Source organism: Bradyrhizobium sp. LeoB3, from assembly GCF_055456055.1.
In genome coordinates, this window is the sequence record NZ_JBVBEF010000037.1 from 41,438 (window position 1) to 67,157 (window position 25,720).

The window sequence follows — 25,720 nt, forward strand, 5'->3', positions numbered from 1 at the left end:
CATTTGAGACACTGAGGGTCAGGTAGGCCCTCCAAGTTCAGCAGATGCCGGCCGGATGTCCGCTTGGCCGCCAAAGCGGGATGAGGGCGAACGATGACGAAGCTGTGCAGATGATCGACAGCTCGATTTGGTCGATATCAACGCCCACCGGTCTGGATCGCACTGGCAGCCGGTGAGGCCGACCGCCTTGCGCCGGCGCTCGCCGCAAACTCCGCCGTCATTGCGAGCGAAGCGAAGCAATCCATGCCTCTATCTCGGGATTTGAGGCACGGCTTGGCGCGGCGATTGGGCCCGAAGAAGAGCTCCGTCGCCTACGCCGCTTGTGCGATCCACTGAAGTCGATATCCGCTTCGCGCCCAAAGAGACGGAATTGCCGCGCGGCAGTAAATGACGCAACGGGCCAGAATCCGACATGCAGGTCCATGCTGCTGCGTGTACGCAGATGGCGCGGTTCTGCTCAACCAAAAGCGGTTATGTGTCGATCTCCGTTCATGAAGATGAATGGAACTCGATGAGATGTTTCGCATGTTATGGCACAAGTAGCCCTTGCGCGCCGGTTTCGCCGAGCGCAGTCTTCCCGAGCGTTTCACGAGAACTTACGGAGGGTGCGACCATGCCAAGGGTCAAGCAGGCTTCGAAGCAGAAACGCGCAACCAAAGGCGCCACCGTGAAGGTGCTGGGTGCCGTCGGACTGGGTCTTTCGCTGGCGGGTAGTGCATCCGCATCCACGATGCCCGCTGCCGGTGTCCCGCAGCCTTACAATACCTCGCCAAATCAGCGCTTCTTTCTCGGCGAGGAGGAAATGGCCGACGTCAGTCTGGCCACGTTCCATCTCTTCGATAGAGAAAACTTTGGTCGCGGCGTGCAGCTGGCGCGCGGCTGCGGCGGTTGCGGGTGCGGCCATGGTGGCGGCGGTTGCGGCGGCGGCCGAGGTTGCGGTGGTGGCGGGTTTGGCGGTGGCCGAGGTTGCGGTGGTGCCGGATTTGTCGGCGGCGGAGGTTGCGGTGGTGGCGGATTTGTTGGCGGCCGAGGTTGCGGTGGTGGCGGGTTTGTTGGCGTCCGAGGTTGCGGTGGTGGCGGATTTGTTGGCGGCCGAGGTTGCGGTGGTGCCAGGTTTGTTGGCGTCCGAGGTTGCGGTGGCTTCCGTGGTTGCCTTGGCTTCCGTGGTTGCGGTTGCGGCGGCTGCGGGTTCAGCGTCGGATTCTATGACGACATCGGGTTCGATGACGACATCGGGTTCGGTGGCTGGGGGTATGGTGGCTGGGGGGTTGGTGGTTGCGCGGGTTGCTGCGCATCCTGGGGGGCGTGCCGCTTGTGCTAAGTCCCACCAAGGACTCTGCCAAGCCGCGATCAGCCTCTCGCTGGTTGCGAGTTTAAGGTCGCCTTCTGTGAAGGGTTTCGGACGCCGGCCGCCGAATATGCCGCGCCGTCAATCATGCGACCGGCATCCGAAACCCTTCACAAACCCGGAAGTCGCCACGACGCGACTTCCGGGTTCAAATCGGTCGAGCGCTCGGTCTTATTTGTGTCATGGCGACGCCAGAGATCGCGAGCAGCCCACCGACAATCAACTTTGGGGTCATGCGGTCGCCAAGGAATAACACGCTCGAAATCAAGGCGAACACCGGAAGCAGCAGACCGAAGGGTGCGACGCGGCCCATGGAGCAGCGGGCGATCAGCCAGAACCAAAGGCCAAACCCAACAATTCCTCCGATGAAAATTGTGTAGGCGAGTGCCAGCCAACCACGGTGATCCGCTGTGACAAGGCTCGCCAGTTGTCCATACTCAAGGAGCAGCGACATCAACATGACCTGCGGCACCGTGAGCAGCGACGACCACCCCATCAACGCCAGGGGATCAAAAGGGCCGTAGCGTTTCGTCAGGACGTTGGACACCGCGAATGCGAAGGCTGATCCGACCACAAGCAGCAGCGGACGCGCATTTGCCGACAGGCCAGGCTCCGCTGCCAACACGACCACGCCGACGAATGCAAGCACCACTCCGGCGGACGTGGTGAGAGACGGCCTCTCCGCCAGCAGCGGCCAGGCTAACAGCACAGTAAAGGGCGTGGCGAGCTGATATGCGACGGCCGACATGCTTCCCGAGCCGAGCCCAAGGCCAACATAGAAGAGTCCGAAGTTCAGTCCACCAAAGAAAATCGAAATAGCTGCGATCGGGCCGAGCTGTTGCCGCGTGGGCCTCTTGACGAACGGAACCAGCAGCAGCGCGATGGCCAGGAAGCGCAGTGCGAGGAAGAAGAGAGGCGGAAACTCCGTGACGCCCACCTTGATGGCCACGAACTGATAACCCCAGAGCAACGGAACGACCACCGCGCAGACGATCTGGATGGCAGACATGGGCATCTTCCTTTCAAGACCGATCAGTCTAGATATCGGTGCGCCAATAGCGGAGGCGTCCAAGGGGCGATTACCTGACGAAGGGTTGTTTACTTGATGAAGCGGTCGAGAAGAGCGTCAACGGTGGCTTGCGATGTGATCCGTGCCGGTGCCGTTTTGCCGACCACTCGCAGCCCCTCAACGAAACAGACGAGAATTCGGGCGGCACTTGAAGGCTCAACACCATCGGCCAACTTGCCCGCCGCCTTCGCGCGAGAAAGCGTATCCGCCACCCTGGCCTCCATGGCTTTGAAAAAGCTCGCGATGCGACGGCTAACTTCAGAATCCTGGCCAGCCAGCTCCATGGCTGCGGCCACCAGCAGGCATCCGCGCCGACCATTGGCACCGCTGGTGCGGTCAACGTAGCCGGCAAGGTAGGCCCGCAGGCCGTCGACCGGCTCACTGCGGGGGGCGAGTTCGATATCCATCCTTGTCAGAGCATCGGCAATGTAGCGATCAAGCGCCCGCAAGAAGAGCGAGTGCTTGTCACCGAAAGCCGCGTAAAGGCTGCCACGCGAGAGCTTTGTCGCACGAAGAAGGTCAGGGAGCGCCGTGGCGTGATAGCCGCGCGACCAGAACACACCCATCGCGCGTTCGACAGCGGCTTCCATGTCGAAACTTCGGGGGCGGCCACGGGGCAACTGTGCTGGGGTCTGGTGGCTCATTGCCAATATATAGACCAATTGGTCTATAAATCGCAAGTGGCCGCTTTGGGTGATTTTCGACCGAGTAAGCAAACTCTGCCGTCATTCCGGGATGCGTGCGAAGCGCGCGGGCCCGGAATCCATTTGGCCGCAAGCGCCTGTGGTGAAATGGATTCTCGATGCTGTCGCATCGCCCCGGAATGACTGGGGACACATCGCGCAATCCTCTCCTCCGTCATGGCCGGGCTTGACCCGGCCATCCACGTTCTCTCAGGCGCGTGGAAAGACGTGGATGCCCGGGACATCTGCGCGAAGACGCGCCTCGCTTTTGCCCGGGCATGACGGCGTCGTATCGCTCGCGCGATTTTCTTTAAGCCAATCAATATGATTTGCCCGGTCCACCCCTCGCAGGAAAAATATTCCACTTCCGTCGTCGGGCAAATCAGTGATTTAACTCCGCGCGTCTCACGGCGGATGAGGGGCGGCTCGCGATCGTCACGAACGTTGCGGTGAGATGCGGTGGACGCGATGCGTATGACTGACGAGCACGCGCATCACGGACGGCGAAGTCGTGTGGTCCTGGCGCCCCGACGCTGGCGCTAAGCTCGCGAGCAGCAAGAACTGCCGCGGGTGATGGTGGCAAGAAAGCCCGGTCACCAAGGAGAGCACGAAGTAAGCCGTAAACCACTGCGCAGGGAAAGCCGGAATGCTTCGGTTGACCTGTGGTCCTACCCCCGTGCTTTTTGTTGCACGGGACCCACGGGTGCAACCGGCACCCGGCTTTCCCTGCGCCCTCTGATATCGAGGAGGGTGAAACGAGACGCAAAGCTCGGGCGCAAAACGCGCCGCGAGAATGCGGACTCACATCCTTTCGCTGTTTGACATTTGAATCGTGGTCTCTCCCCGCGTCGTCCCGGGCTTGACCCGGGACCCATAACCACAGGTCTTTGTTATGTGCTCCGCTGCAACCGCTTGCTCCCGCCACAACACCTGCCTGTGGTTATGGGTCCCTGCTTTCGCAGGGACGACATCGTAGGATGAGGAGAGCGCCGGCGACTTGTCCGCCGTAGCTCAACGAGCGAAGGCGGAAGCAATCCATTTCTCTGCCTGCTGAGGCATGGATTGCTTCGTGCTAACTCAAACTGCGCGCGGAAGGATCGAGAATGGCAATGCCTGCATAGCGCGCGATCCGCGCGTAGCCAGCGCCGCCGCGCCCGTAATGAACTCGCGTCGCCGCATCAACAGCTTCCCCGCACAATTGCGGGGCCGTCATCAAGAACGCGCGTAGCTTACCCATTGCCATTCCTACGTTTGTAGGCGAATGAAAGAGGCTGCTATACTTCTTCCGCAAATCTACGGACGTAGCCTGTCGTAGTCGTCTATGGTCGATCTGGGAATTTAGCGTTGGCTTGACCGAGCTGGGCTAGAGCATTTGAAACAATGTCTTCAATCGCTTTCTTCAGCGACCTGGATGGTTTTTCGCGCTCTTCTGCGGTCGTCGGTTCCGACGCAGCCCGGAGCGTCTAAGTGATGCAGGTCGATCCTCCCGCCGGATTAAGCCCCAACCGTGCGGGCCGTTCGCCCGGTGACGCTGCCGCGAGAGCGCCGCTGAGGGGGGCAGCGCCGCTGTGGCTGTTCTTGCTGTCCATATGCACCATCATCGCGGTGTGGCGGTGGCTGGCGATGCCGGTCCCGCTCGGACATGCGACTGCCGATGTCGCGAAAAAGCTGGATTGTGTTTCCTATGCGCCATTTCGCGGCCACCAGACGCCGTGGAATTCCTCCGCCGTCATCAGCCCGGACCAGATCGCGGAAGATATCGCCGATCTTGCCAAGATCACCAGCTGCATCCGCATCTACTCGGTGGAGAACGGCCTGGACAAGGTGCCGGAGCTTGCCTCAAAGGTCGGGCTGAAGGTGATCCTCGGCGTCTGGATCGGACGTGATCGTCTGAAGAATGCCAGCCTCATTGAAACCGCGGTGTCGCTGGCCAACCAATTTACCGACGTCGTCACCGCCGTCATCGTCGGCAACGAGGTGCTGCTCCGTGGTGAATTGCCCGAGGCGGGCCTTCGCGAGGCCATCCGCTCCGCCAAGGTTCGCGTCAGCGTTCCCGTGAGCTACGCCGACACCTGGGACTTCTGGCTGCGCTACCCGGAGCTCGGCCATGACGTCGATTTCGTGACGATCCACGTCCTGCCCTATTGGGAAGACGTTCCGCCCCGCGCCGAGGAAGCGCCCCAGCATGTGCTCGACGCGCGCAACAAGGTCGCGCTGGCATTTCCCGGAAAGGAGATCTTCATCGGCGAGGCCGGCTGGCCGAGCCGAGGACGCATGCGCGACGGTGCGCTGCCATCGCGCATCAATCAGGCGCGCTTCACCTTCGAGCTGCTCGACAAGGCCAGTCGGGAGAACGTTCGTATCAATTTGTTCGAAGCGTATGACGAGCCATGGAAGCGCCAGTGGGAAGGGACGGTGGGCGCTCATTGGGGCTGGCTCGATGGAGAAAGCCGCCGGCTGAAATATCCACCCGGAGCTGCCGTCAGCAACTATCCGTTCTGGAAGCTGCAGCTCGGCGCTGGCCTAACTTTCAGCATCGCCATGTTCGTCACGGCGTTGTTGGCGCGCCTGCGCTCGGCTGCGCCAACGGCATTGTTGCGGTGGCTTGCGGTGGCGGCATCCGCCACCGTCGGCGGAATCCTGCTCGGTATCAGCGTCGAGAATGCGCTCCACGAAAGCTACGGCCTTGCCGGATTGATGCGGCAAGGCTCGTTCTTGATCGCAGCAACGGTTCTGCCGCTCCTGTGCATGAACGCCTTGATGTCGGGCCGCGCGCTCCCGGCGTTTGCGGAATTGATCGGACCGCGCGAGATGCGAACACGATCGCTGCCGGCACTGCTTCACGGCGCTGTGCTTCTCCTCACGGTCATGGCCGCGGCGGAAAGCGCACTGGGCTTCATGTTCGACCCGCGGTCGCGCGACTTCCCATTTGCCAGCTTGACCATGGCGGCGGTGCCGATCCTGGTGGTGGCGCTGCTGAACCGTCGAAAGCCGGAGGTGCGCGCAACATCCGAGTCGGTATTCGCTGGCCTGTTCGCGGCGGCCGCGGTCTTCATCCTGCTGAATGAAGGCATTCAAAACTGGCAGTCGCTATGGACCGCGGCCGCGTTTGTCCTGCTTGGCGCCGCGCTGTGGTCGTCGCGCGAGCGGTGAATTTCTGGAGTACGTCGATGTCGCTGGATGGACTTTCACGGCGTCATTTCGCAACGCTCGCCGGAGCGGCAGCGCTCGGATTGTCGGCCGCGCCGGCCTATCCGGCCGATGCCGGCAAGCCGCAGGGGGTCAGAGCCGCCGGTGAAAATTCGCTGGCCGGCTTTCCGGCCGATTTCCGATGGGGCACGGCGACCTCGGCCTATCAGATCGAAGGAGCCGTCAACGAAGACGGCCGCGGGCCGGCGATCTGGGACGGCTTTGCTCACACGCCCGGCACCATCATCGATCACAGCAATGCGGATGTCGCCGATGATCACTATCGCCTGTACCGCGACGACGTCCAGTTGATGAAGGCGCTGGGAGCCACGGCGTATCGGTTCTCGATCGCGTGGCCGCGCGTCTTCCCGGAGGGGGCAGGCACGCCAAATCCGAAGGGCCTCGACTTCTACGACCGGCTGATTGACGAACTCCTGGCTAACGGCATCGAGCCGTTCGCCACGCTCTATCATTGGGATCTGCCCCAGGCATTGCAGGACCGCTTCGGCGGCTGGATGTCGCGCGACACCGCGAAGGCCTTTGCGGATTACGCGGCCTATGTCGCCGAGCGCCTGACCGATCGCGTCAGCCACATCTTCACCATCAACGAATGTTCGAGGCTCGTTCATCTCGGCCACGGCCTTGGGATCGACGCACCTGGTTTGAAACTGCCGCAAGCCGAGTTGAATCAGGTCCGTCACAACGTTGCGCTCGGGCATGGCCTGTCGGTGCAGGCGATCCGCGCGCGTGGGCGGCCGGGGACGAAGGTCGGGCCCGCGGAGAACCTGGTCGTCTGCATACCGGCGATCGACACTCCCGCGCATGTGCGCGTCGCAGAAATCGCGACACGTGAACTCAACGGCGGCTATCTGACCGTGATGCTCGAAGGGCAGTACATCGACGGCTTTCTGGCTCAGGCCGGAAAGGACGCCCCAAAATACACGACCGAAGATCTCCGCATTATCTCGTCGCCGATCGATTTCTTGGGGCTGAACATCTACAAGCCCGACCATTACGTGCTGGCGGCCGACAACGAACGCGGCTTCGCCTTGGCGCCGTTTCCCGCATCGTTCCCGCACATGGATGCGGATTGGCTCCGGTTCGGCCCCGAGGCGATGTACTGGGCCCCGCGTCACGCGGCAAAGCTATGGGGCGTGCGGTCGATCTATATCACCGAGAACGGGACGTCGTCGTCGGACCAACCTGCAGCGGACGGCAACGTCTACGACCTCGATCGGGTGATGTATCTGCGCAACTATTTGCAGCAGCTCCAGCGCGCGACGTCACAGGGAGTGCCCGTGGCCGGGTACTTCCACTGGAGCCTGATCGATAATTTTGAATGGGCGGATGGGTATCAGAAAAGGTTCGGGCTCTACCACGTTGACTTCAAGACGCAACGCCGTACCCCCAAATTGAGCGCTTCATTCTACCGTGAGGTCATCAAGCAAAACGCCGTGGTCTGATACGCCGGACAGGCGCACATAAATGCTTTGATGTCAGCGGCCCAGATGGTGCCGTCCCATTTGCGCAAGACTGGCGCGGCAGGCGAAGCGGTCGATGATGTTGAAGAAATATGCCAACATGATCGAACTCCGCTGTTGATCATGGAGGGGTAGGTTGACCCCTTATTCTTTCAGGAGATTTTCGTGGCTTGGCAAAATGGTTTCGTTGCGGCCATAGTGGATTTCGTCGGGCGACTATGCACGAAACCGATTCACGCGCGTGTGAGGAATATCGCCGTCATTTGGTGAGGTCTACTGTCCTTGTTCGCTGCGTCCGTCCCCTCAGAACATCTCGAAATATTCGCGATGCTCCCAGTCGGACACTTCGGCCTGGAAGCGCTCGATCTCGGCGTTCTTGATGTGCACGTAGTAATCGACGAACTCCGCGCCCAGCGCCTGACGGAAGAACGGATCGTCGCTCAGTGCGAACACCGCCTCACGCAGGCTCTTTGGCAATAGCGCCGCCTTGGTTTCGTACGGAGTGTCGGCCGATGGCCCCGGATCGAGCTTGCGGTCGATGCCGTCCAGCCCCGACAGGATCTGCGAGGCCATGTAGAGATAGGGATTGGCGGCCGGCTCCCCGATCCGGTTCTCCAGCCGCGTCGCGGGATCGCCCGTGCCGCCGAGCACGCGGATCATCACGCCGCGATTGTCACGGCCCCAGATCGCGCGGTCCGGCGCCAATGAGTAGGAGCGGTAGCGCTTGTAGCCGTTGATGGTCGGCGTCGTGAACACGGTGGAGGCGCGGGCATGCTCCAACAGCCCGGCGAGATAGCAGGACCCGAACGGGCTCAAGGCCTGGTCGGGCTCCCTGGCCATGAATGCATTCTCGCCGCTTGTGCGCGACACCAGCGACTGATGCAGGTGCCAGCCCGACGCAAACACGTTCGGCAGCTTCGGGCGGCACATGAAGGTCGCGTGATAGCCATGCCGCCGCGCGATCTGTTTCACCGCGGCGCGGAACAGCACCATGGTGTCGGCAGGCTCGATGCCCGCGGTCGGCTGGAACGTGAATTCGCACTGGCTCGGCCCGAACTCGACCTCGACCGAGCGCAGCGGCAGGCCGAGCGCAAGGACGTCGCGGCGGATGATTTCCAGCGCCGGCTCCATCTGGTCGTAGCGCTGCTCGGTCAGATATTGATAGCCGTGCGAGAGCAGGCTCACCGAGGGCGGCCGGCCCGGCTGACCGGAATCCTCCGGCGCCATATGCGCGTCGTCGAGCTTGAAGAGGTGGAATTCGACCTCGAGGCCGGCAACGAAGTCATAGCCGCGCGCGCCGAGCTGCTCGAGCACCCTGCGATAGAGATTGCGCGTCGCGAACGGCACCGGCCGGCCGTCATTGAAATAGATGTCGCAGAGCAGCCAGCCCGTCGTGGGCGCCCATGGCAGTATCCGGAACGTAGTGGGGTCGGCCACCATCAACACGTCGGCGGCGCCTTCCATCTCCTTCATGCCGAAGCCGCCGCCGGCGGTGAATACGGGAAACACCGTCTTGTGCGAAGTGTCCTTCGCCAGCATGGTCGTGGTGATGGAGCAGCCGCTTTCCAGCGCGCGCACCGCTTCGCTTGCGATCAGCGTCTTGCCGCGCAGGATGCCGTGCTGGTCCGGAAACGACAGCCGGATGACTTCGAGGTTATTTTCTTCGACGATGCGGCGGACGCGCGCCGCCGCCGCCTTTTGCTCATCCGACCACAGGCCGTGACGCTGGACAAAGCTCAAGGCGCTGTTCCCCCTTGCTGATGCCGCCCGCTCACTCGGCCGCCGAGAGATGCCGCACCTTGCCGGCGATCTCGCTCGGCACCGGCGCGGCCCACGGCGCGCCGCGGCGGCGCTTGACGTCGACTTCCATCCAGTAGAGCTCCCAACCCTGGGTCGGCCCAATGCCGTCCATGGTCGCGGGGCCCTGGATGCTGCGGGATGTCGCCTCATCCAGGAACAGCATCGGCTTCTCGCCGCCGGACACCTTTTCGATCTCCTGGCGCAGCAGTCGGCGATACTGCACGATCGCCTTGTCGCTTTGGCCGAGATGCTCCTTGGTGCGATCCTGAATCGGGCCCATCGATTCCACCGCCCATTGGTCGTGGACGTTGATGTCGTTGCCCATGCCGGTATAGGTCGCCGTCATCTGCTCGTGCGGATCGAAGCCGTAATCGTTCGACCTGTTCTTGCGCGAGATGTAGTCAGGCAGCTCATAGAGCTCGAGCCGCTGGTCGCGCATCTTCTTCTTGTCGACCGGCGCCGTGTAGCTGGTGAAGATCGCGTACCAGTAGCAGTTCTCGTCATCGACAGGCACATGCCACTGCGTGATTGTCATCTCCGTGCTCATCGGAATGACAAAGCCGTGCGGGAAGAGCTGGTTGGTCACGCGCACATGGGTGCGCGCTTCATCCAGTTCGCGCAGCGCGATCAGCCGCAGGCCATATTCGGTGTGCTCGACATTGATGATGGGCCGGTCATATTCGCGCAGGATCCTGGTCATCGGCATCTCGGATCCCGCGGACGCGCCGCGGAACTGCTTGCCATATGCGGTCGAGGTGTCCTCGTCCTCGAAGAAGCGGTGCAGGTAGGAGGCGTGCGAGGGATCGATGCCGACTTCGAGCGCCTGCAGCCAGTTGCAATTCATGTGACCCTTGAAGGCGAAGGTGTGGCTGCCGGGCGCCACGAAGCAATCGATCTCCGGAAAGGCCGGCGGGGTACCTTCGCCGAGATAAGCCCAGAGGATGCCGCTCTTCTCGACCACGGGATAGGAGCGCTGCCGGATGCCTTTGCAGAGCTGCGAGTTCTTCGGCTCGGCCGGCGTCTCCAGGCATTGACCGGTGACGTCGAACAGCCAGCCGTGGAAGGCGCAGCGCAGGCCGCCATGTTCGAGCCGGCCGAAGGCGAGGTCGGCGCCGCGATGCGCGCAATGGCGCTCGATCAGGCCGTAGCGGCCCTGCTCGTCACGAAACAGTACGAGATTTTCGCCAAGCAGCCTGACGGGGCGTACCGGCCGCGGTCCCTCGAGTTCGTCCACCAGCGCCGCCGGCTGCCAGTACATCCGCATCAATTTCCCGCACGGATCCTTCGGCCCGGTGCGGGTGATCAGGTCGTTCTGCTCCTGGCTCATCATGGCGGCGTTCCTTCCCGGGTATCTGGATTTGTTCGCCTATTGAACGAATGGGCGAATTATGCCATGGCTCAATACGGCGGCAAGCCCAATTTTTGATCCGCGCCGCCATGGGGCGGGCCTATGCCGAAGCTGAAGCGTGAAGATCGCGAGGAGCGCGCCACCGATTTCGTCGAAAGCCTCGACCGCGGGCTGCGGCTGCTCCAGATCTTCGGCACCATCACCGGCCCTGCGACGCTGAGCGATCTGGCGCGTGCCGCCGACCTGCCGCGCGCCACTGCACGGCGCATCCTGTTCACACTGGAGCGCGGCGGGTTCGTCGCAACGGATGGTAAGCTGTTCACACTCACGACGCATGTGCTGACGCTCGCAGGATCGTACCTGCGCTCGAACCAGGTGATCGCGGTGCTGCAGCCGGTGCTCGATCGTATCGCGAGCGCGGCGCAGGAGATCAGTTCGCTGGCCTTGCTCGATGGCGACGAGGTGGTGTTCGTCGCGCGCGGCAGCCCGGCGCGGATGTTCTCCAGCGGTCTCGATATCGGCTACCGCCTGCCGGCCTTCTGCACCTCGGTCGGCCGCGCCATGCTCGGCCGGCTTCGTGATGAAGAACTGGCAATGCGGTTGAAGGCGATGCGCCGCGAGGCGCTGACGCCGCAGACGGTGACCGACCCGAAGCGGCTGCTCGCCGCCATCATCGCCGATCGGCAAAAGGGCTATTCACTGGTCGACCGCGAAGCCGAGCCGCATTTCCGCTCGATCTCGGTGCCGGTGCGCCGCTACGACGACACTATTGTTGCCGCCATCAACATGGGCGCCCATGTCGACCGCGTGCCGACGGAAGAGTTGATCGAACGCTTCCTGCCGCTGCTGCGCGAGGGAGCGGCGGATGTGAAAGGCAGGTTGCTCTGAAGCGTGTAGCCCGGATTGCGCTTCGCTCTTTCCATTCTACGACTGTCGTCCCCGCGAAGGCGGGGACCCATAACCACAGGGAGAGGTTGTGGCGCGAGCAAGCAGTTGCGGCGGAGCATACAACAAAGGCCTGTGGTTATGGGTCCCGGGTCAAGCCCGGGACGACGGGGGAGTTGCGTGGTTGGCGTAACTACATCGCCACGCTGCGCAAGCCAAAACTGCGCGCCTGGTTCTGCAGCACCGGCGTCACTGCTTCGATCAGCCGCGCGGCTGCGGCATCGACGGAAAGGCCGGCCGTATCGACCACGGCCGATGCGCGGGAATAAAGCGGCTCGCGGCTGAGCAGGATATTGCGCAGCTCGGCCATCGCCGAGCGATCGTCGGCCATCGGCCGCAGATCACCTTGCCGGCGCACCCGCGCCATGTGTTCCTCCGGCTCGGCCTTCAGCCAGATCGTGTAGAACGACGACAGGATCAGATCGAAGGTCAACGGCTCGGAGACGATGCCGCCGCCGGTGGCCAGCACCATCAGTTCGTTCCGCGTCAGCAATTGCTTCAGCGCGGCCTGCTCCATGCGCCGGAAACCTTCCTGGCCGTAAAGCGCGATGATCTCGGCGACGGAGAGGCCGTTCTCGCGCTCGACCTCCTTGTTGAGCTCGACAAAGCTCCAGCCGATTCGTTTCGCCAGCATCCTGCCGAGCGTGGACTTGCCGGCGCCGCGCAGCCCGACCAGGGCGATGCCAGAGAATGAGGAGCGGCGCGGCGTGGATGCGCTGCTGCCGGCGAGGATGTCCTTGGCGTGCGCGATCTGCTCCGGCGTCGCCTTGCGCAGGAGGTCGCGGATCACGGCCCAGTCCGGAGCCGGTTCAGCGGAAGGGATCAGGTCTTGCAGATGCGCGCCCATCGCGTGCGAGACCCGGCGCAGCAGCACGATCGAGACATTGCCCTTGCCGCTTTCGAGCTGCGCGATATAGCGCTCCGAAATTCCCGAAACCTTGGCGAGCACTTTCCGCGACATGCCGCGCAGCGCGCGCATCGTGCGCACGCGCTGGCCGAGCTGTTCTAGGAAATCGGTTTCAGGATCGCCTTGGTCTGTCATGTCCCCCCGCAAAGGAGTCGCAGGAAGGATAGTGCCGACGAGGATTGACAGCAAGCCGCTCCAGTGGCTTTCTATGAATTATAATTCTTAAAATCTGGGGAGAGACGTCGTGGCGCGCGTGGGCGTACGGAGCAGGGCATGAGCGGCACCTCCTACAACGCGGTGACTTGGCTGTTGGACCGCAATGTCGACGAGGGACGCGGCGACAAGCTCGTCTTCGACGACACCGTCTCGCAACTCACCTATGGCGAGCTGCAGCGACAGACGCGTCGCCTTGCCAACCTGCTGCGCCGTCTCGGCGTCCGCCGCGAGGAGCGGGTGGCGATGATCATGCTCGACACGGTCGATTTCCCGATCGTGTTCTTGGGCGCGATCCGCGCCGGTGTGGTGCCGGTGCCGCTGAATACGCTGCTCACCGCGGATCAATATGCCTATGTGCTCGCCGACTGCCGCGCGCGGGTGCTGTTCATCTCCGACGCGCTGCTGCCGATGGTGAAGGACATCGTCGGGCGGATGCCTGACCTCGAGCATGTCGTGGTCTCCGGCAAGGATGCGCACGGCCACAAGACGTTTTCCGACGAGCTGGCGCGCGAGGGCGATGAGTTCACGACCGCCGCGACTCATCCCGACGAGCCCGCATTCTGGCTCTATTCGTCAGGATCGACCGGCATGCCCAAGGGCGTGCGCCACCTGCATTCCAATCTCGCCGCGACGGCCGAGACCTACGCCAGGCAGGTGCTCGGCATCCAGGAGAACGACATCGGGCTCTCGGCGGCAAAGCTGTTCTTTGCTTACGGCCTCGGCAACGCGCTCACCTTCCCGATGTCGGTCGGCGCCACCACCATCCTCAACTCGGAGCGGCCGACGCCTGCGGTGATGTTCGCGCTGATGAACAAATATCACCCGACCATCTTCTACGGCGTGCCGACGCTGTTCGCGTCGATGCTGCACGATGAAGCGTCGAAGACGATGCCCGCAGGGAAGCGGCTGCGCATCTGCACCTCCGCCGGCGAGGCGCTGCCGGAATCCGTTGGCAATGCCTGGAAGGCGCGTTTCGGCGTCGATATCCTTGACGGCGTCGGCTCGACCGAGCTCTTGCACATCTTCCTGTCGAATGCGCCCGGCGACATCAAATACGGCTCGTCCGGCCGTCCCGTCCCCGGCTACAGGGTGCGCCTCGTCAATGAGTCGGGCGCCGACGTGCCGGATGGCGAAGTCGGCGAACTCTTGGTCGATGCGCCCTCTGCCGGCGAAGGCTACTGGAATCAGCGCAGCAAGAGTCGGCAGACCTTCGAAGGCCACTGGACCCGCACCGGCGATAAATACATCCGCGATGCCGAGGGCCGTTACACTTTCTGCGGCCGCAGCGACGACATGTTCAAGGTCTCCGGCATCTGGGTCTCGCCTTTCGAGGTCGAGAGCGCGCTGATCACCCATCCCGCGGTGCTGGAAGCCGCCGTCGTGCCGGAAGCCGATCCGGAAGGATTGCTCAAGCCGAAGGCCTTTGTGGTGCTGCGCGCGGACGCGAACACCGATGGCTTGCACGAGACGCTGAAGGAGTACGTCAAGCAGAAGATCGGCCCGTGGAAATATCCGCGCTGGATCGAGGTGGTCGAGAGCTTGCCCAAGACCGCGACAGGCAAGATCCAGCGCTTCAAGCTGCGGGAACACTAGTCGTCATGGCCGGGCTTGACCCAGCCATCCACGTCTCGCCACTTGGCAAAAGGACGTGGATGCCCGGGACAAGCCCGGGCATGACGAGAGACACAAGAGGAGCAACATGACTCTTTCTCCGTCCGGCTTCCTTCGCATCGGCGCCTCCGATCTCGAATACCGCATGATCGGTCCGGCTCCTGACGCAGCACCAACCATCGTGATGCTGCATGAAGGCCTGGGCTCGGTCGGACTGTGGGGTGACTTTCCCGAGAAGCTGCAGGCAGCGACCGGCGCCGGCGTGTTCGCCTATTCGCGCGCCGGCTATGGCGCCTCGAGCCCGGTGAAGCTGCCGCGGCCGCTCGACTATATGCACACCGAGGCGCAGGAGGTGCTGCCGAAGCTGTTGGATGCCATTGGCTTCCGCCGCGGGCTTCTGGTCGGGCATTCCGATGGTGCGTCGATCGCGGCGATCTACGCCGGCTCGCACCAGGACCATCGCCTGCAGGGCATCGCATTGATCGCGCCGCATTTCATCGTCGAGGACATCTCGGTGAAGTCGATCGCGGAGATCAAGACGATGTACGAGAGTACGAACTTGAAGGAGAAGCTGGCGCGCTGGCACAAGGACGTCGACGACGCCTTCTACGGCTGGAGCGGCGCCTGGCTCGATTCGAAATTCCGGGACTGGGATATTTCCGAATACCTCGCCTATGTCCGCGTACCCATCGCGATCCTGCAGGGCGGGGCCGACCAATACGGGACGCTGCGCCAGGCCGAGATCGCCAAGGAAGAGTGCTACTGCCCGGTCGATGTCACGGTCATTCCGGGCGCGGGACATTCGCCGCACCGCGAGGCGCCGGAGGCAACGCTCAACGCAATCGCGGATTTTGCCGAGGCGGCGTTGCGGACTGACCAGCCGCAAGCGGCCTAGGTCATTGGCCGAGTGCCGGAACATGAAGCAAAGTGCATGTTCTCGCGTTTTTGACTAGACCTATTCCAAAACATGCATTATTGTGCATATCCGGATAACCAATAACGCACAAGGGTGGCTCATGGCCGGTGAGGATCGCGTGCTCGCGAACGGCGCGAAATACATCGATTTTCAGACCGACCCGTCCCGGTACCGGCATTGGAAGCTTGATGTCGACGGCGAGGTCGCAACCCTGACCATGGACGTCGACGAGAATGCCGGCCTGTTCGAAGGCTACCAGCTCAAGCTCAATTCCTACGACCTCGGCGTCGACATCGAACTCGCCGATGCCGTGCAGCGGCTGCGCTTCGAGCATCCCGATGTGAAGGTCGTGGTGATGCGCTCGGGCAAGAACCGCGTGTTCTGCGCCGGCGCCAACATCCGCATGCTCGCGGGCTCGACGCACGCGCACAAGGTCAATTTCTGCAAATTCACCAACGAGACCCGCAACGGGATCGAGGATTCCTCGGAGAATTCCGGCCAGCGCTTCATCACCGTCGTCAACGGCACCGCGGCCGGCGGCGGCTATGAGCTGGCGCTGGCGACCGACCACATCATTCTCGCCGACGACGGCGCGGCCGCCGTGGCGCTGCCGGAAGTGCCGCTGCTCGCGGTGCTGCCGGGCACCGGCGGGCTGACGCGTGTCGTCGACAAGCGCAAGGTGCGCCGCGACCATGCCGACTTCTTCTGCACCATCGAGGAAGGCATCAAGGGCAAGCGCGCCGTGCAGTGGCGCCTCGTCGACGAGATCGCGCCGAACAGCAAGCTGGAAGGCAAGCTCGCTGACCGCGTCAAGGAATTCGCCGCCAAGTCGACGCGCAACGGCGGCGGCAAGGGCATTGCGCTCTCGCCCCTCAACCGCGTGATCGACGAGAACAGCATCCGCTACGGCTTCGTCAGCGTCGACATCGATCGGACTGCACGCATCGCCACGATCTCGATCCAGGCGCCGGAGGCCGCGCCGCCGTCCGATATCGACGGCCTGATCGCGCAAGGAGCGGCGTTCTGGCCGCTGCAGGTCGCGCGCGAGCTCGATGACGCGATCCTGCATCTGCGCATCAACGAGCTCGGGATCGCGATGCTGGTATTCAAGAGCCACGGCGATCCCGCTCATGTCGTCGCTTACGACGATTTCCTCGAAGCCAATAAGTCCCATTGGCTGGTCAACGAGATCAGGCACATTTGGAAGCGCGTGCTGAAGCGCATCGACGTCACCTCGCGCACGCTGGTGACGCTGGTCGAGCCCGGCTCCTGCTTCGTCGGCACGCTCGCCGAACTCGTGTTCGCCGCCGATCGCTCCTACATGCTGATCGGCTCGCGCGAGGGCGACAACCGTCCGCCGCCCGCGATCCAGCTCACCGCGATGAATTTTGGGCCCTATCCGATGAGCCACGGGCTGACCCGTCTGCAATCACGCTTCCAGGCCGACCCATCCGATCTTGAGCGGGCGCGTGGCGCGATCGGCAAGGCGCTCGATGCGGAAGAGGCCGAAGGGCTCGGCCTCGTCACCTTCGCGCTCGACGACATCGACTGGGACGACGAGGTGCGCGTGTTCCTGGAGGAGCGCACCAGCTTCTCCCCCGACGGCCTCACCGGCATGGAAGCCAACCTGCGCTTCGTCGGCCCCGAGACCATGGAATCGAAAATCTTTGCCCGTTTGACCGCGTGGCAGAACTGGATCTTCCAGCGCCCCAATGCGGTCGGCGAGGAGGGCGCGCTGCGCCGCTACGGCACCGGCCAGAAGGCGCAGTTCGATATGACGCGGGTTTGAAGATTTGGTGCGTCATGGCCGGGCTTGTCCCGGCCATCCACGTCTTCCTTCGTCGAGGGAGGGAAGTGCGTGGATGCCCGGGACAAGCCCGGGCATGACGGAAAGAATATGCCCCAAGGAGGCTGCCATGAACGTCAACATCATGAACGTCGACTACTCGACCAAGATTCCCAACAACGTGAACCTGTCGGCGGATCGCCAGGTCTTGAAGGCGCTGGAGGGCTGGCATCCCGGCTACATGGACTGGTGGAGCGACATGGGACCGGAAGGCTTCCAGCAGTCGCTGGTCTATCTGCGCACCGCCTATTCGGTCGATCCGCGCGGCTGGGCCAAGTTCGATTACGTCAAGATGCCCGAATATCGCTGGGGCATCCTGCTCGCGCCGCAGGAAGAGAATCGCGTGGTTCCGTTCGGCGCCCATTATGGCGAGCCGGCCTGGCAGGAAGTGCCAGGCGAGCACCGCGCCATGCTGCGGCGGCTGATCGTGATCCAGGGCGACACCGAGCCGGCCTCCGTCGAGCAGCAGCGCCATCTCGGCAAGACCGCGCCCTCGCTCTACGACATGCGCAACCTGTTCCAGGTCAATGTCGAGGAGGGCCGCCATCTCTGGGCGATGGTCTATCTGCTGCAGAAATATTTCGGCCGCGACGGCCGCGAGGAGGCGGACGAGTTGCTGCGCCGCCGCTCCGGCGACACGGACTCGCCGCGCATGCTGGGCGCTTTCAACGAGAAGACGCCCGATTGGCTCTCCTTCTTCATGTTCACCTATTTCACCGACCGCGACGGCAAGATGCAGCTCCACTCGCTGGCGCAATCCGGCTTCGACCCGCTGTCGCGCACCTGCCGCTTCATGCTGACGGAAGAGGCGCACCACATGTTCGTCGGCGAGACCGGCATCAGCCGCGTCGTGCAGCGGACCTGCGAGGCGATGCGGGAAGCCGGTATCGAGGATCCGACCGATATCGCGAAGGTGCGGGCGCTCGGGGTGATCGACCTGCCGACCATCCAGAAGAAGCTGAACCTGCATTATTCACTGTCGCTCGATTTGTTCGGCTCCGAAGTCTCGACCAACGCCGCCAACGCCTTCAATGCCGGCATTAAGGGCCGCTACAAGGAGACGACGATCGAGGACGATCATCAGCTCCAGAACTCGACCTATCCGGTGCTGAAGCTGATCGACGGCGAACTCAAGCTGGTCGACGAGCCGGCGCTGACCGCGCTCAACATGCGCCTGCGTGACGACTATACCCAGGACTGCGTCAAGGGCATGCTGCGCTGGAACAAGGTGATCTCGACATCAGGCTACGACTTCAAGCTCGCAGTGCCGCACGTCGCCTTCCACCGCGCCATCGGCGAGTTCAAAGACGTCGAGGCGACGCCCGAGGGCATCCTGATCGACAAGGCGACCTGGGAGAAGCGCAAGAGCGAATGGCTGCCGACGAGCGAGGACGGCGAGTTCATCGCATCGCTGATGAAGCCGGTCACCGAGATCGGCCAGTTCGCCTCGTGGATATCGCCGCCGAAAGTCGGCATCGACAACAAGCCCGGCGATTTCGAGTACGTGAAGATCGAGAGCTGATCTCGCTGTCGTCCCTGCGAAAGCAGGGACCCATAACCACAGGCGTTTGTTGTGGACGCGCGCAAGTGGTTGCGGCGGAGCTTGCCACACACGCCTGTGGTTATGGGTCCCGGCTCAAGGCCGGGACGACACCGTAATTGTCGCTAAGAATCCCAACCGCTGCCCTTGATCCCGGCATTCGCATAGACGATGCCGCCGTCCACCGTGATGGTGGCGCCGACCACATAGTCGCCGGCGCGGGAGGCGAGATAGATCGCAGCGCCCGCCATGTCCTCGTCGGTGCCGATCCGGCCCGACGGCACCTTCGTCGCCACCTCATCGGCATTGTCGCGCGCCGCGCGGTTCAAGTCCGATTTGAACGGCCCTGGCGCGATCGCGGTGACCACCACATGGTCCTTGATCAGCTTGACCGCCATCCGCCGCGTCAGATGGATCAGCCCGGCCTTGCTGGCGGCATAGGAATAGGTCTCCAGCGGGTTGACGAAGATGCCGTCGATCGAGGCGATGTTGATCACCTTTGCCGGCCGCTCGGCGCTTGCGGCCGCGCGCAGCGGTGCGGCCAGCGCCTTGGTCAGGAAGAACGGCGCCTTGACGTTGAGGGTCATCACCTTGTCCCAGCCGCTTTCCGGAAACTCGTCGAAGTCCGCGCCCCATGCCGCGCCGGCATTGTTGACGAGGATGTCGAGTCTCGGCTCGTGCTTCTTGATCTCGGCGGCCAGCATCTCGATGCCGGCGAGACTGGAGATGTCGATCGGCAGTGCGACGCACTCGCCGCCATATTCGGCCGAAAGCTCCTTTGCCGTCTCTTCACACGGCCCGGCTTTCCGCGCGGTGATGTAGACCTTGGCCGCGCCTTGAGCGAGGAAGCCCGCGGCGATCATCCTGCCGATGCCGCGCGATCCGCCCGTCACCAGCGCAACGCGGCCCTTGAGTGAAAACAGATCCTTGAACATGCGTTCCTCCGATTGCTTGCCGAAGGTTGTGAAAGGAGCAGGGAGACGAGTCAACCATCGCGTCGTCCCGGCGAAGGCCGGGACCCATACCGCGGAATCTATCGGTGAAGCGATCTGGCAGACGCCTGCGTTACACAACCGCACCCTGGGGCTATGGGTCCCGGCCTTCGCCGGGACGACAGCTGCGAAGGGAAGCTACGCCGCGTCGATGCGGCGGAAGCCGTTCCAGACGGCGGTGGCGGCGCCGGAGGTGAGGACGGGGATGATGCGCGCGTCCTGGTAATTGCCGTTCAGCGAGACGCGTTGCAGGGCGGTTAGGTGATCAGCGCTTTCCGGGAAGATCATGCCCGGCCGCGTCGTCACCGCGGTCTTGAAGCCCGCGGCGCTGGCAAGCGCGAATTCGCGTTGGCCGGCCGCGATCTTGTCGCCATAGGGATAGGCGAAATGCAGCACCGGCCGCGCCAGCGCCGCTTCGATCCGTTCCCGGCTGGCGGTCATCTCGAACGCCGCCACGTCCTCGGACTGCCGGGCGAGATTGCAATGGGTGATGGTGTGCGCGCCGATTGTCACCAGTGGATCGTTGGCGAACTCCTTCAGTTCGCTCCAGGACATGCAGAACTTGCGCGCGATCGCCGTCTCGTCGACATCATGGCGTGCGCACAGCGCCGAAACCTCGCGCTGGACATCCTGCTCGCCCGGCAAGCTCCGCAACCAGTCGTGCAACTGCTCGAAGGCGGTGTGTTTCGCCTCCGGCGTCGAAGTATCGATCGGCGTCATCGCTCCGCCGACCGGCGCCTCGATCGCGGCCGCCTTGGCGACCACCTGCTCCAGCGCGATCCACCACAGCCGACCGGTCCCTTCCGCGAAATCGCTGGCGGCGTAGACAATGAACGGCGCGTCGAACTCGCGCATGACAGGCAGTGCATGGTCGCGGTTGTCGCGATAGCCGTCGTCGAAGGTGAAGCAGGCAAAGCGCCGCGCGAAATCGCGCTCGGTCATTCGCCGGTGCATCTCGTCCATGGTGACGATATCGATGTCCAGCGAGCGCAGATGCTCCAGCATCGCGCGCAGGAACTCCGGTTCAACCTCGAGATGATGGTTCGGCTGGAACTCATCGTTGCGGCGTGGCCGGACATGGTGCAGCATGAAAACCGCGCCGACGCCTGCGAAGATTGGTCGCAGCAGGAAATGGGCTCCGGAGAAATACAGCGCTTCGAGCCCGGCGCGGATAACGGTTTTTCTGAGCTGTTTTTTCATCCGCGACATCGGCCGGCCGGTTGCATTACGGCGCGAAATTAGCGAACCACCGCTGAACAAACGGTTAGCCGGCCCGGTTATACGCGGCTCTTTGCCAGACGCGGTATTTCGGGTTTGACAGTCAGCCAAGGGTTTGTTTTCTCTCTGGTTCCGGAGCCAGGACCCCGAATGCACGAACTTTTCAAGTGGAGTCGCAAGTGGTGGCCGGGCGTGATTCCGCTGGTCATCTGTTGGGGTATCGCGGCCTGGACCACGACCGCAACCGTGGAGGCTGATCTCGCCGCGCGATCAAACGCCGCGCTCAAGGACACCATCCTTGACAAGCGCAGGATCGCGGTCGCCGGGCGGGACGTGACGTTTGCCGCCGAGGCGTTCTCGGAGGAGGGCCGTCAGAGCGCGGTGGCCTCTGTCGAGGCAGTGCCCGGCGTGCGCCTCGTCAATAACGACACGCGGCTCGTTCCCGAAGCAAAGCCATTTGTCTGGTCGGCCGAGCGCGACGTCGTCCGGGTGACGCTCACCGGCAGTGCGCCGTTACCGTCGAGCAAGGGCAAGCTGCTCGAAGCGGCCCGCAATACGCTTGGCAGCGTCGAAGTCGCCGACCAGATGTCGCTCGCGCGCGGCGCGCCGCCGCGCTTCGACAGTGCGGCGCTGCTGCTGCTCGACCAGATCGGCAAGTTGAAGGATGGCAAGATCACGTTGACCGACACCAAGGTCAACCTGTCCGGCATGGCGCGCGAACTCGGCGGGCGCGAGGCGATCGCGGCCGCGCTACGGAATCTGCCGGAGGGCTATTCGGTCGCAGCCAATGACATCAAGGCGCCGCCCTACATCTTCCAGGCCTACAAGGATCCGGTCGCGGTGACGCTGACGCTCACCGGCAATGTGCCCGACAACAACGCTCATGCCGCGCTCGTCGCGGCCGCCGAGCGCAAGTTCTTCTCGGAGAAGGTCGTCGACAACCTCAAGGCCAGCCTGGGCGCTCCTTCCGGCTTTGCGAACGCCGTGGTGCCCGCGCTCGGCGCCTTGTCGCGGCTGTCGACCGGCACGCTCGTGGTGACCGATCGCGAAGTGAAGCTGTCGGGCGATGCGTTCTATGACGCCGCCGCCAACCAGATCCGCGCCGGACTCGGCCGGGATTTTCCGCAAGGCTGGCAGTACAAGGCCGATATTTCGGTGAAGCCGGCGGCCTCCCCGGTGGATGCGACCGTGTGCCAGCAGCTCTTCACCGAGCTGCTGTCGAAGGCGAGGATCCGCTTTGAATCGGGCAAGGCCGATATCTCCGCGGATTCCGTGGGCCTGCTCGATCGCCTGACCGAGACCGCGCTGCGCTGCCCGAATGCCACGATCGAGATCGCCGGTCACACCGACAGCGACGGCGACGAGAGCGCCAACCAGGCGCTCTCGGAACGGCGCGCCGAGGCGGTGATGGACTATCTGGTCAAAGCGGGCCTGCCGCCAACCCGCTTCCAGGCGGTCGGCTACGGCGCTACGCAGCCGCTTGCCGGCAACGACAGCGAAGAAGGCAAGGCGCAGAACCGCCGCATCGATTTCGTGGTGAAGTGATGGCCTATTTGGCGACGTTCTTCTGGGGTTGGCTGCTCGCGGCGCTGTTGATCGGCCTTGCGATGGGCTGGATATCGGTGGTGCAGCACGGGGAAGGCGTGTCACGAAAGCTGGCGCGATGGCTGGCGCTGCTCGCGGCGATCCTGATCGCCCTTGCGCTCGGCCACATCGTTCCCGGCCGGTTCGGCTATTGGCTCGACCTGTTCCTGATCATGTTCGCGCTCTACCTCGCCGGATGCCTGGTGGGATCGTGGCTGCGTGATTGGGTGGTGTCGCGCAGCCAGCCGGCCCGATGAGGTGGTCGGGTGAGGCGGCAAGTTGCGGCCGCCAAGCGGGTTTTCGTGCTCCCGATGGCTGCTGCCGGGACGTTCGGTCGCATCGGTGCCGGGCTGGCCATGGCCCGCGCCTACGTGTCAACTCCTTGTAGGATCGGAGAGAATGCAGCAAAACTGTGCACCTGCTGTCATGAACTCCCCCTAATGTGTTGAAGATGCGCGTTTTATCGTCGCCAGACGAATTCCACTTCGACCCGAAACGCGCTACGACAGGCGGGAGGGAACAGCGGAGCGTCGGCGGGGTTCGCCCGATAGCCGTCGTCGCAGGATCGCAATTCGAGGTCTAGATGCTGGAAGCAATCCGCAGGGCGATCGCGTTTCTGCGCCAGAAGCAGGTCCTGCACAAATTGGGCGTTGCGATTAGCATCACGGTCATCGCGATCGCGTGCTACGTGCTCTATCACATGCTGCGCGGCATCGACACCAACGAGGTGCTCGAGGCTATCAAGAGTACCGAGCCGCGCCAGATCGCCCTGGCGGCGCTGTTCGTGGCGGCCGGCTATTTCACGCTGACCTTCTACGACCTGTTCGCGGTGCGCGCGATCGGCCACAGCCATGTTCCCTACCGCATCAATGCGCTCGCCGCCTTCACCTCCTATTCGATCGGGCACAATGTCGGCGCCAGCGTCTTCACCGGCGGGGCGGTACGCTACCGCATCTATTCGGCCTGGGGGCTGAACGCGATCGACGTCGCCAAGATCTGCTTCCTGGCCGGGTTGACCTTCTGGCTCGGCAATGCCGCCGTGCTCGGCATCGGGATTGCCTATCATCCGGAAGCCGCCGCCTCGATCGATCAGCTTCCACCCTGGCTCAATCGGGTCGCGGCATTCACCATCATCGTCGCGCTGGTGGCCTATGTGGTCTGGGTCTGGACCCAGCCGCGGGTGGTCGGGCGCGGGCCCTGGACAGTGACGCTGCCGGGCGGCCCGCTGACGCTCTTGCAGATCTGCATCGGCATCATCGACCTCGGGTTCTGCGCCCTGGCGATGTACGTGCTGGTGCCGGACGAGCCCAATCTCGGCTTTGTCGTGGTGGCCGTCATCTTCGTCTCGGCGACGCTGCTGGGCTTTGCCAGCCACTCGCCCGGTGGCCTCGGCGTATTCGACGCCGCCATGCTGGTCGGCCTCTGGCAGATGGACCGCGAGGACCTGCTCGGCGGGATGCTTTTGTTCCGGATGCTCTACTATATTTCACCTTTTGTCATATCTGTAATCTTGCTGACGTTTCGGGAGCTTATCCTTGGAGCGCGAATCAAGCGCCTGCGCCATTTGGGAGCTGGCTCCGACGCCAAACCGCGGCATGAGGCCGTTTATGTCCGCGAGCGCGGAGACACCAGCGCCTGACGCCGCCGCCTGAACAGGAAGAAGCCGGCTCAATGGCCCTTCACGAATCCTCTTCCTCCTTTTTCTCGCCGTGGCCTGACCGGCTGCGGCACTCGGCCATTGTCCTGCTTGCGGCGGGGCTGGCGCTCAGCGTGCTGGTCGCGCTCGATGAGCTCTCGCTGATCCGCGCCTTTGCGGTGTTCCTCTGCATCGCCGCCGCGGCGCTGGTGCCCTGGCGCCTGCATGACGTGGCGGCCTCTCGCGAGGACACCCGCAGCGTCAACCCGGTCGAGAACGGGGCGGTTGCCGCCGTCGTCGCCGGCATGCCGGACCCGGCCGTGCTGCTCGACCGCGCCGGCCGCGTCATTCATCTCAATGCCGCGGCGGCCCAGTTGGCGCCGGCGCTGCGCAAGAACGAGCTGGCCCAGTTCGCGCTGCGCTCGCCGGAGATCATCACCGCGCTGCGCGAGGCGATCGCCACCACCGAGCCGCGGCGCGCCACCTATCTCGACCATGTCCCGGTCGATCGCTGGATGGAATTGGTGATCACGCCGGTGCCGGTGCCGACCCTGTTCGGCGGCACCGACAAATGCATGCTGATGACCTTCCACGACCTGACGCCGCTGCGACGGGTCGAGGAAATGCGCGCCGACTTCGTCGCCAATGCCAGCCACGAATTGCGGACGCCGCTCGCGGCGCTGTCGGGCTTCATCGATACCCTGCAGGGGCCGGCCAGGGACGATCCGCGGGCGCGGGAGCGCTTCCTTGGCATCATGCATACCCAGGCTACGCGGATGGCGCGGCTGATCGACGATCTGTTGTCGCTGTCACGGGTCGAGCTCTCGGCCCATGTCCGCCCCGACACCTGCGTCGACCTGATCCCGATCATCCGCCAGGTCGCCGACGGTCTGGAGCCGCTGGCGCGCGAGCGGCAGGTCGTGATCGAGATCCAGCTTCCCGAGACGCCGGTCATGATCGCGGGCGACCGCGAGGAGCTGTTGCGGCTGTTCGAGAACCTGATCGAGAATGCCCTGAAATACGGCGCCTCCGGCGGCCGGGTGATCGTCTCGCTGAAGGAGGCCGCCTCCGGCGAGGGCGCCCCGGAGATCCGGGTCCTGGTGCGGGATTTCGGTCCCGGCATCGCCCCGGAACACCTGCCGCGGCTGACCGAGCGCTTCTACCGGGTCGACGTCGGCGACAGCCGCCTCCAGGGCGGAACCGGGCTTGGATTATCCTTGGTGAAACATATTCTTAACCGTCATCGCGGCCGTCTTTTGATCGAAAGCGTGCCGAAAAACGGCGCCACTTTTACCGCCTGTTTTCCCCAGGTGAAGACCCCTGCGGCGGCATAAAATCAAGCAATTTCAATTGCTTGAATGTGTCATCCAACTGTCATCCAACCTTCGTAA

Annotated in this window: 18 protein-coding genes; 11 read left to right on the forward strand and 7 right to left on the reverse strand. The window is 63.5% G+C overall.

Annotated features, from left to right (window positions below; genetic code table 11):
• Window positions 1-1,496: 1,496 nt before the first annotated feature.
• Together ACZXDY_RS23040 and ACZXDY_RS23045 are read right to left on the reverse strand one after the other, a co-directional pair.
• A complete protein-coding gene (locus ACZXDY_RS23040) occupies window positions 1,497-2,357 on the reverse strand; it encodes a DMT family transporter (RefSeq protein WP_464347068.1) in 861 nt (286 codons plus the stop codon).
• 89 nt (window positions 2,358-2,446) lie between these two features.
• Window positions 2,447-3,061, reverse strand: a complete 615-nt coding sequence (locus tag ACZXDY_RS23045; protein ID WP_464347086.1) for a TetR/AcrR family transcriptional regulator — start codon at window positions 3,059-3,061, stop codon at window positions 2,447-2,449.
• A 1,509-nt stretch (window positions 3,062-4,570) separates the two neighbouring features.
• Here ACZXDY_RS23045 and ACZXDY_RS23050 point away from each other — a divergent pair.
• Window positions 4,571-6,253, forward strand: a complete 1,683-nt coding sequence (locus tag ACZXDY_RS23050; RefSeq protein WP_464347069.1) for a glycoside hydrolase family 17 protein — start codon at window positions 4,571-4,573, stop codon at window positions 6,251-6,253.
• A 17-nt stretch (window positions 6,254-6,270) separates the two neighbouring features.
• Entirely contained in the window at window positions 6,271-7,752 is a 1,482-nt protein-coding gene (locus ACZXDY_RS23055) for a GH1 family beta-glucosidase (RefSeq protein ID WP_464347070.1), read from the forward strand.
• Window positions 7,753-8,073: 321 nt separating this feature from the next.
• Here the strand turns inward: ACZXDY_RS23055 and ACZXDY_RS23060 are convergent, their stop codons facing one another.
• Both ACZXDY_RS23060 and ACZXDY_RS23065 read right to left on the reverse strand, forming a co-directional pair.
• Window positions 8,074-9,510, reverse strand: a complete 1,437-nt coding sequence (locus tag ACZXDY_RS23060; protein ID WP_464347071.1) for a glutamine synthetase family protein — start codon at window positions 9,508-9,510, stop codon at window positions 8,074-8,076.
• A gap of 31 nt (window positions 9,511-9,541) precedes the next feature.
• Window positions 9,542-10,900, reverse strand: a complete 1,359-nt coding sequence (locus ACZXDY_RS23065) for an aromatic ring-hydroxylating dioxygenase subunit alpha (protein ID WP_464347072.1) — start codon at window positions 10,898-10,900, stop codon at window positions 9,542-9,544.
• A gap of 120 nt (window positions 10,901-11,020) precedes the next feature.
• Between ACZXDY_RS23065 and ACZXDY_RS23070 the strand changes: the two genes are divergently transcribed.
• Window positions 11,021-11,806 carry an IclR family transcriptional regulator domain-containing protein gene (locus tag ACZXDY_RS23070; RefSeq protein ID WP_464347073.1) on the forward strand — a complete coding sequence of 262 codons (786 nt, stop codon included), beginning with the start codon at window positions 11,021-11,023 and terminating at the stop codon, window positions 11,804-11,806.
• A 190-nt stretch (window positions 11,807-11,996) separates the two neighbouring features.
• Here the strand turns inward: ACZXDY_RS23070 and ACZXDY_RS23075 are convergent, their stop codons facing one another.
• Complete coding sequence (locus ACZXDY_RS23075) at window positions 11,997-12,905, reverse strand: helix-turn-helix transcriptional regulator (protein ID WP_464347074.1); 909 nt, start codon at window positions 12,903-12,905, stop codon at window positions 11,997-11,999.
• Between the two features lie 138 nt (window positions 12,906-13,043).
• Here ACZXDY_RS23075 and ACZXDY_RS23080 point away from each other — a divergent pair, with 138 nt between their 5' ends.
• From ACZXDY_RS23080 to boxB, 4 genes are all read left to right on the forward strand, one after another.
• The gene (locus ACZXDY_RS23080) at window positions 13,044-14,579 is read left to right on the forward strand and encodes a benzoate-CoA ligase family protein (RefSeq protein WP_464347075.1); all 1,536 of its coding nucleotides are present in this window, start codon (window positions 13,044-13,046) and stop codon (window positions 14,577-14,579) included.
• Between the two features lie 106 nt (window positions 14,580-14,685).
• On the forward strand, window positions 14,686-15,492 hold the full coding sequence (locus tag ACZXDY_RS23085) for an alpha/beta fold hydrolase (protein WP_464347076.1): 807 nt from the start codon (window positions 14,686-14,688) through the stop codon (window positions 15,490-15,492).
• 121 nt (window positions 15,493-15,613) lie between these two features.
• Complete coding sequence (boxC, locus tag ACZXDY_RS23090; RefSeq protein ID WP_464347077.1) at window positions 15,614-17,302, forward strand: 2,3-epoxybenzoyl-CoA dihydrolase; 1,689 nt, start codon at window positions 15,614-15,616, stop codon at window positions 17,300-17,302.
• A gap of 127 nt (window positions 17,303-17,429) precedes the next feature.
• On the forward strand, window positions 17,430-18,881 hold the full coding sequence (gene boxB, locus ACZXDY_RS23095; RefSeq protein WP_464347078.1) for a benzoyl-CoA 2,3-epoxidase subunit BoxB: 1,452 nt from the start codon (window positions 17,430-17,432) through the stop codon (window positions 18,879-18,881).
• Between the two features lie 143 nt (window positions 18,882-19,024).
• Here boxB and ACZXDY_RS23100 read toward each other — a convergent pair whose 3' ends face one another.
• Together ACZXDY_RS23100 and ACZXDY_RS23105 are read right to left on the reverse strand one after the other, a co-directional pair.
• Window positions 19,025-19,834 carry an SDR family oxidoreductase gene (locus ACZXDY_RS23100; protein WP_464347079.1) on the reverse strand — a complete coding sequence of 270 codons (810 nt, stop codon included), beginning with the start codon at window positions 19,832-19,834 and terminating at the stop codon, window positions 19,025-19,027.
• 195 nt (window positions 19,835-20,029) lie between these two features.
• Window positions 20,030-21,091, reverse strand: a complete 1,062-nt coding sequence (locus ACZXDY_RS23105) for a polysaccharide deacetylase family protein (protein WP_464347080.1) — start codon at window positions 21,089-21,091, stop codon at window positions 20,030-20,032.
• Window positions 21,092-21,259: 168 nt separating this feature from the next.
• On the opposite strand from ACZXDY_RS23105, the gene ACZXDY_RS23110 reads away from it, so the two are divergent.
• From ACZXDY_RS23110 to ACZXDY_RS23125, 4 genes are all read left to right on the forward strand, one after another.
• A complete protein-coding gene (locus tag ACZXDY_RS23110) occupies window positions 21,260-22,654 on the forward strand; it encodes an OmpA family protein (protein ID WP_464347081.1) in 1,395 nt (464 codons plus the stop codon).
• Window positions 22,654-22,950 (forward strand): hypothetical protein, encoded by a 297-nt coding sequence (locus ACZXDY_RS23115; RefSeq protein ID WP_028163446.1) that lies wholly within the window; start codon window positions 22,654-22,656, stop codon window positions 22,948-22,950. Before ACZXDY_RS23110 ends, ACZXDY_RS23115 begins: the two co-directional genes overlap by 1 nt.
• Before the next feature lie 326 nt (window positions 22,951-23,276).
• On the forward strand, window positions 23,277-24,332 hold the full coding sequence (locus ACZXDY_RS23120) for a lysylphosphatidylglycerol synthase domain-containing protein (RefSeq protein ID WP_208830616.1): 1,056 nt from the start codon (window positions 23,277-23,279) through the stop codon (window positions 24,330-24,332).
• Between the two features lie 32 nt (window positions 24,333-24,364).
• On the forward strand, window positions 24,365-25,663 hold the full coding sequence (locus ACZXDY_RS23125; protein ID WP_028163448.1) for an ATP-binding protein: 1,299 nt from the start codon (window positions 24,365-24,367) through the stop codon (window positions 25,661-25,663).
• Window positions 25,664-25,720 lie beyond the last annotated feature (57 nt).

What these genes read in the sequence shown, in the direction of transcription:
- ACZXDY_RS23040 (WP_464347068.1), bottom strand. Translation starts at nt 2,357, where the DNA reads ATGTCTGCCATCCAGATCGTCTGCGCGGTGGTCGTTCCGTTGCTCTGG.
- ACZXDY_RS23045 (WP_464347086.1), bottom strand. Translation starts at nt 3,061, where the DNA reads ATGAGCCACCAGACCCCAGCACAGTTGCCCCGTGGCCGCCCCCGAAGT.
- ACZXDY_RS23050 (WP_464347069.1), top strand. Translation starts at nt 4,571, where the DNA reads ATGCAGGTCGATCCTCCCGCCGGATTAAGCCCCAACCGTGCGGGCCGT.
- ACZXDY_RS23055 (WP_464347070.1), top strand. Translation starts at nt 6,271, where the DNA reads ATGTCGCTGGATGGACTTTCACGGCGTCATTTCGCAACGCTCGCCGGA.
- ACZXDY_RS23065 (WP_464347072.1), bottom strand. Translation starts at nt 10,900, where the DNA reads ATGATGAGCCAGGAGCAGAACGACCTGATCACCCGCACCGGGCCGAAG.
- ACZXDY_RS23070 (WP_464347073.1), top strand. Translation starts at nt 11,021, where the DNA reads ATGCCGAAGCTGAAGCGTGAAGATCGCGAGGAGCGCGCCACCGATTTC.
- ACZXDY_RS23075 (WP_464347074.1), bottom strand. Translation starts at nt 12,905, where the DNA reads ATGACAGACCAAGGCGATCCTGAAACCGATTTCCTAGAACAGCTCGGC.
- ACZXDY_RS23080 (WP_464347075.1), top strand. Translation starts at nt 13,044, where the DNA reads ATGAGCGGCACCTCCTACAACGCGGTGACTTGGCTGTTGGACCGCAAT.
- ACZXDY_RS23085 (WP_464347076.1), top strand. Translation starts at nt 14,686, where the DNA reads ATGACTCTTTCTCCGTCCGGCTTCCTTCGCATCGGCGCCTCCGATCTC.
- boxC (WP_464347077.1), top strand. Translation starts at nt 15,614, where the DNA reads ATGGCCGGTGAGGATCGCGTGCTCGCGAACGGCGCGAAATACATCGAT.
- boxB (WP_464347078.1), top strand. Translation starts at nt 17,430, where the DNA reads ATGAACGTCAACATCATGAACGTCGACTACTCGACCAAGATTCCCAAC.
- ACZXDY_RS23100 (WP_464347079.1), bottom strand. Translation starts at nt 19,834, where the DNA reads ATGTTCAAGGATCTGTTTTCACTCAAGGGCCGCGTTGCGCTGGTGACG.
- ACZXDY_RS23105 (WP_464347080.1), bottom strand. Translation starts at nt 21,091, where the DNA reads ATGAAAAAACAGCTCAGAAAAACCGTTATCCGCGCCGGGCTCGAAGCG.
- ACZXDY_RS23110 (WP_464347081.1), top strand. Translation starts at nt 21,260, where the DNA reads ATGCACGAACTTTTCAAGTGGAGTCGCAAGTGGTGGCCGGGCGTGATT.
- ACZXDY_RS23115 (WP_028163446.1), top strand. Translation starts at nt 22,654, where the DNA reads ATGGCCTATTTGGCGACGTTCTTCTGGGGTTGGCTGCTCGCGGCGCTG.
- ACZXDY_RS23120 (WP_208830616.1), top strand. Translation starts at nt 23,277, where the DNA reads ATGCTGGAAGCAATCCGCAGGGCGATCGCGTTTCTGCGCCAGAAGCAG.
- ACZXDY_RS23125 (WP_028163448.1), top strand. Translation starts at nt 24,365, where the DNA reads ATGGCCCTTCACGAATCCTCTTCCTCCTTTTTCTCGCCGTGGCCTGAC.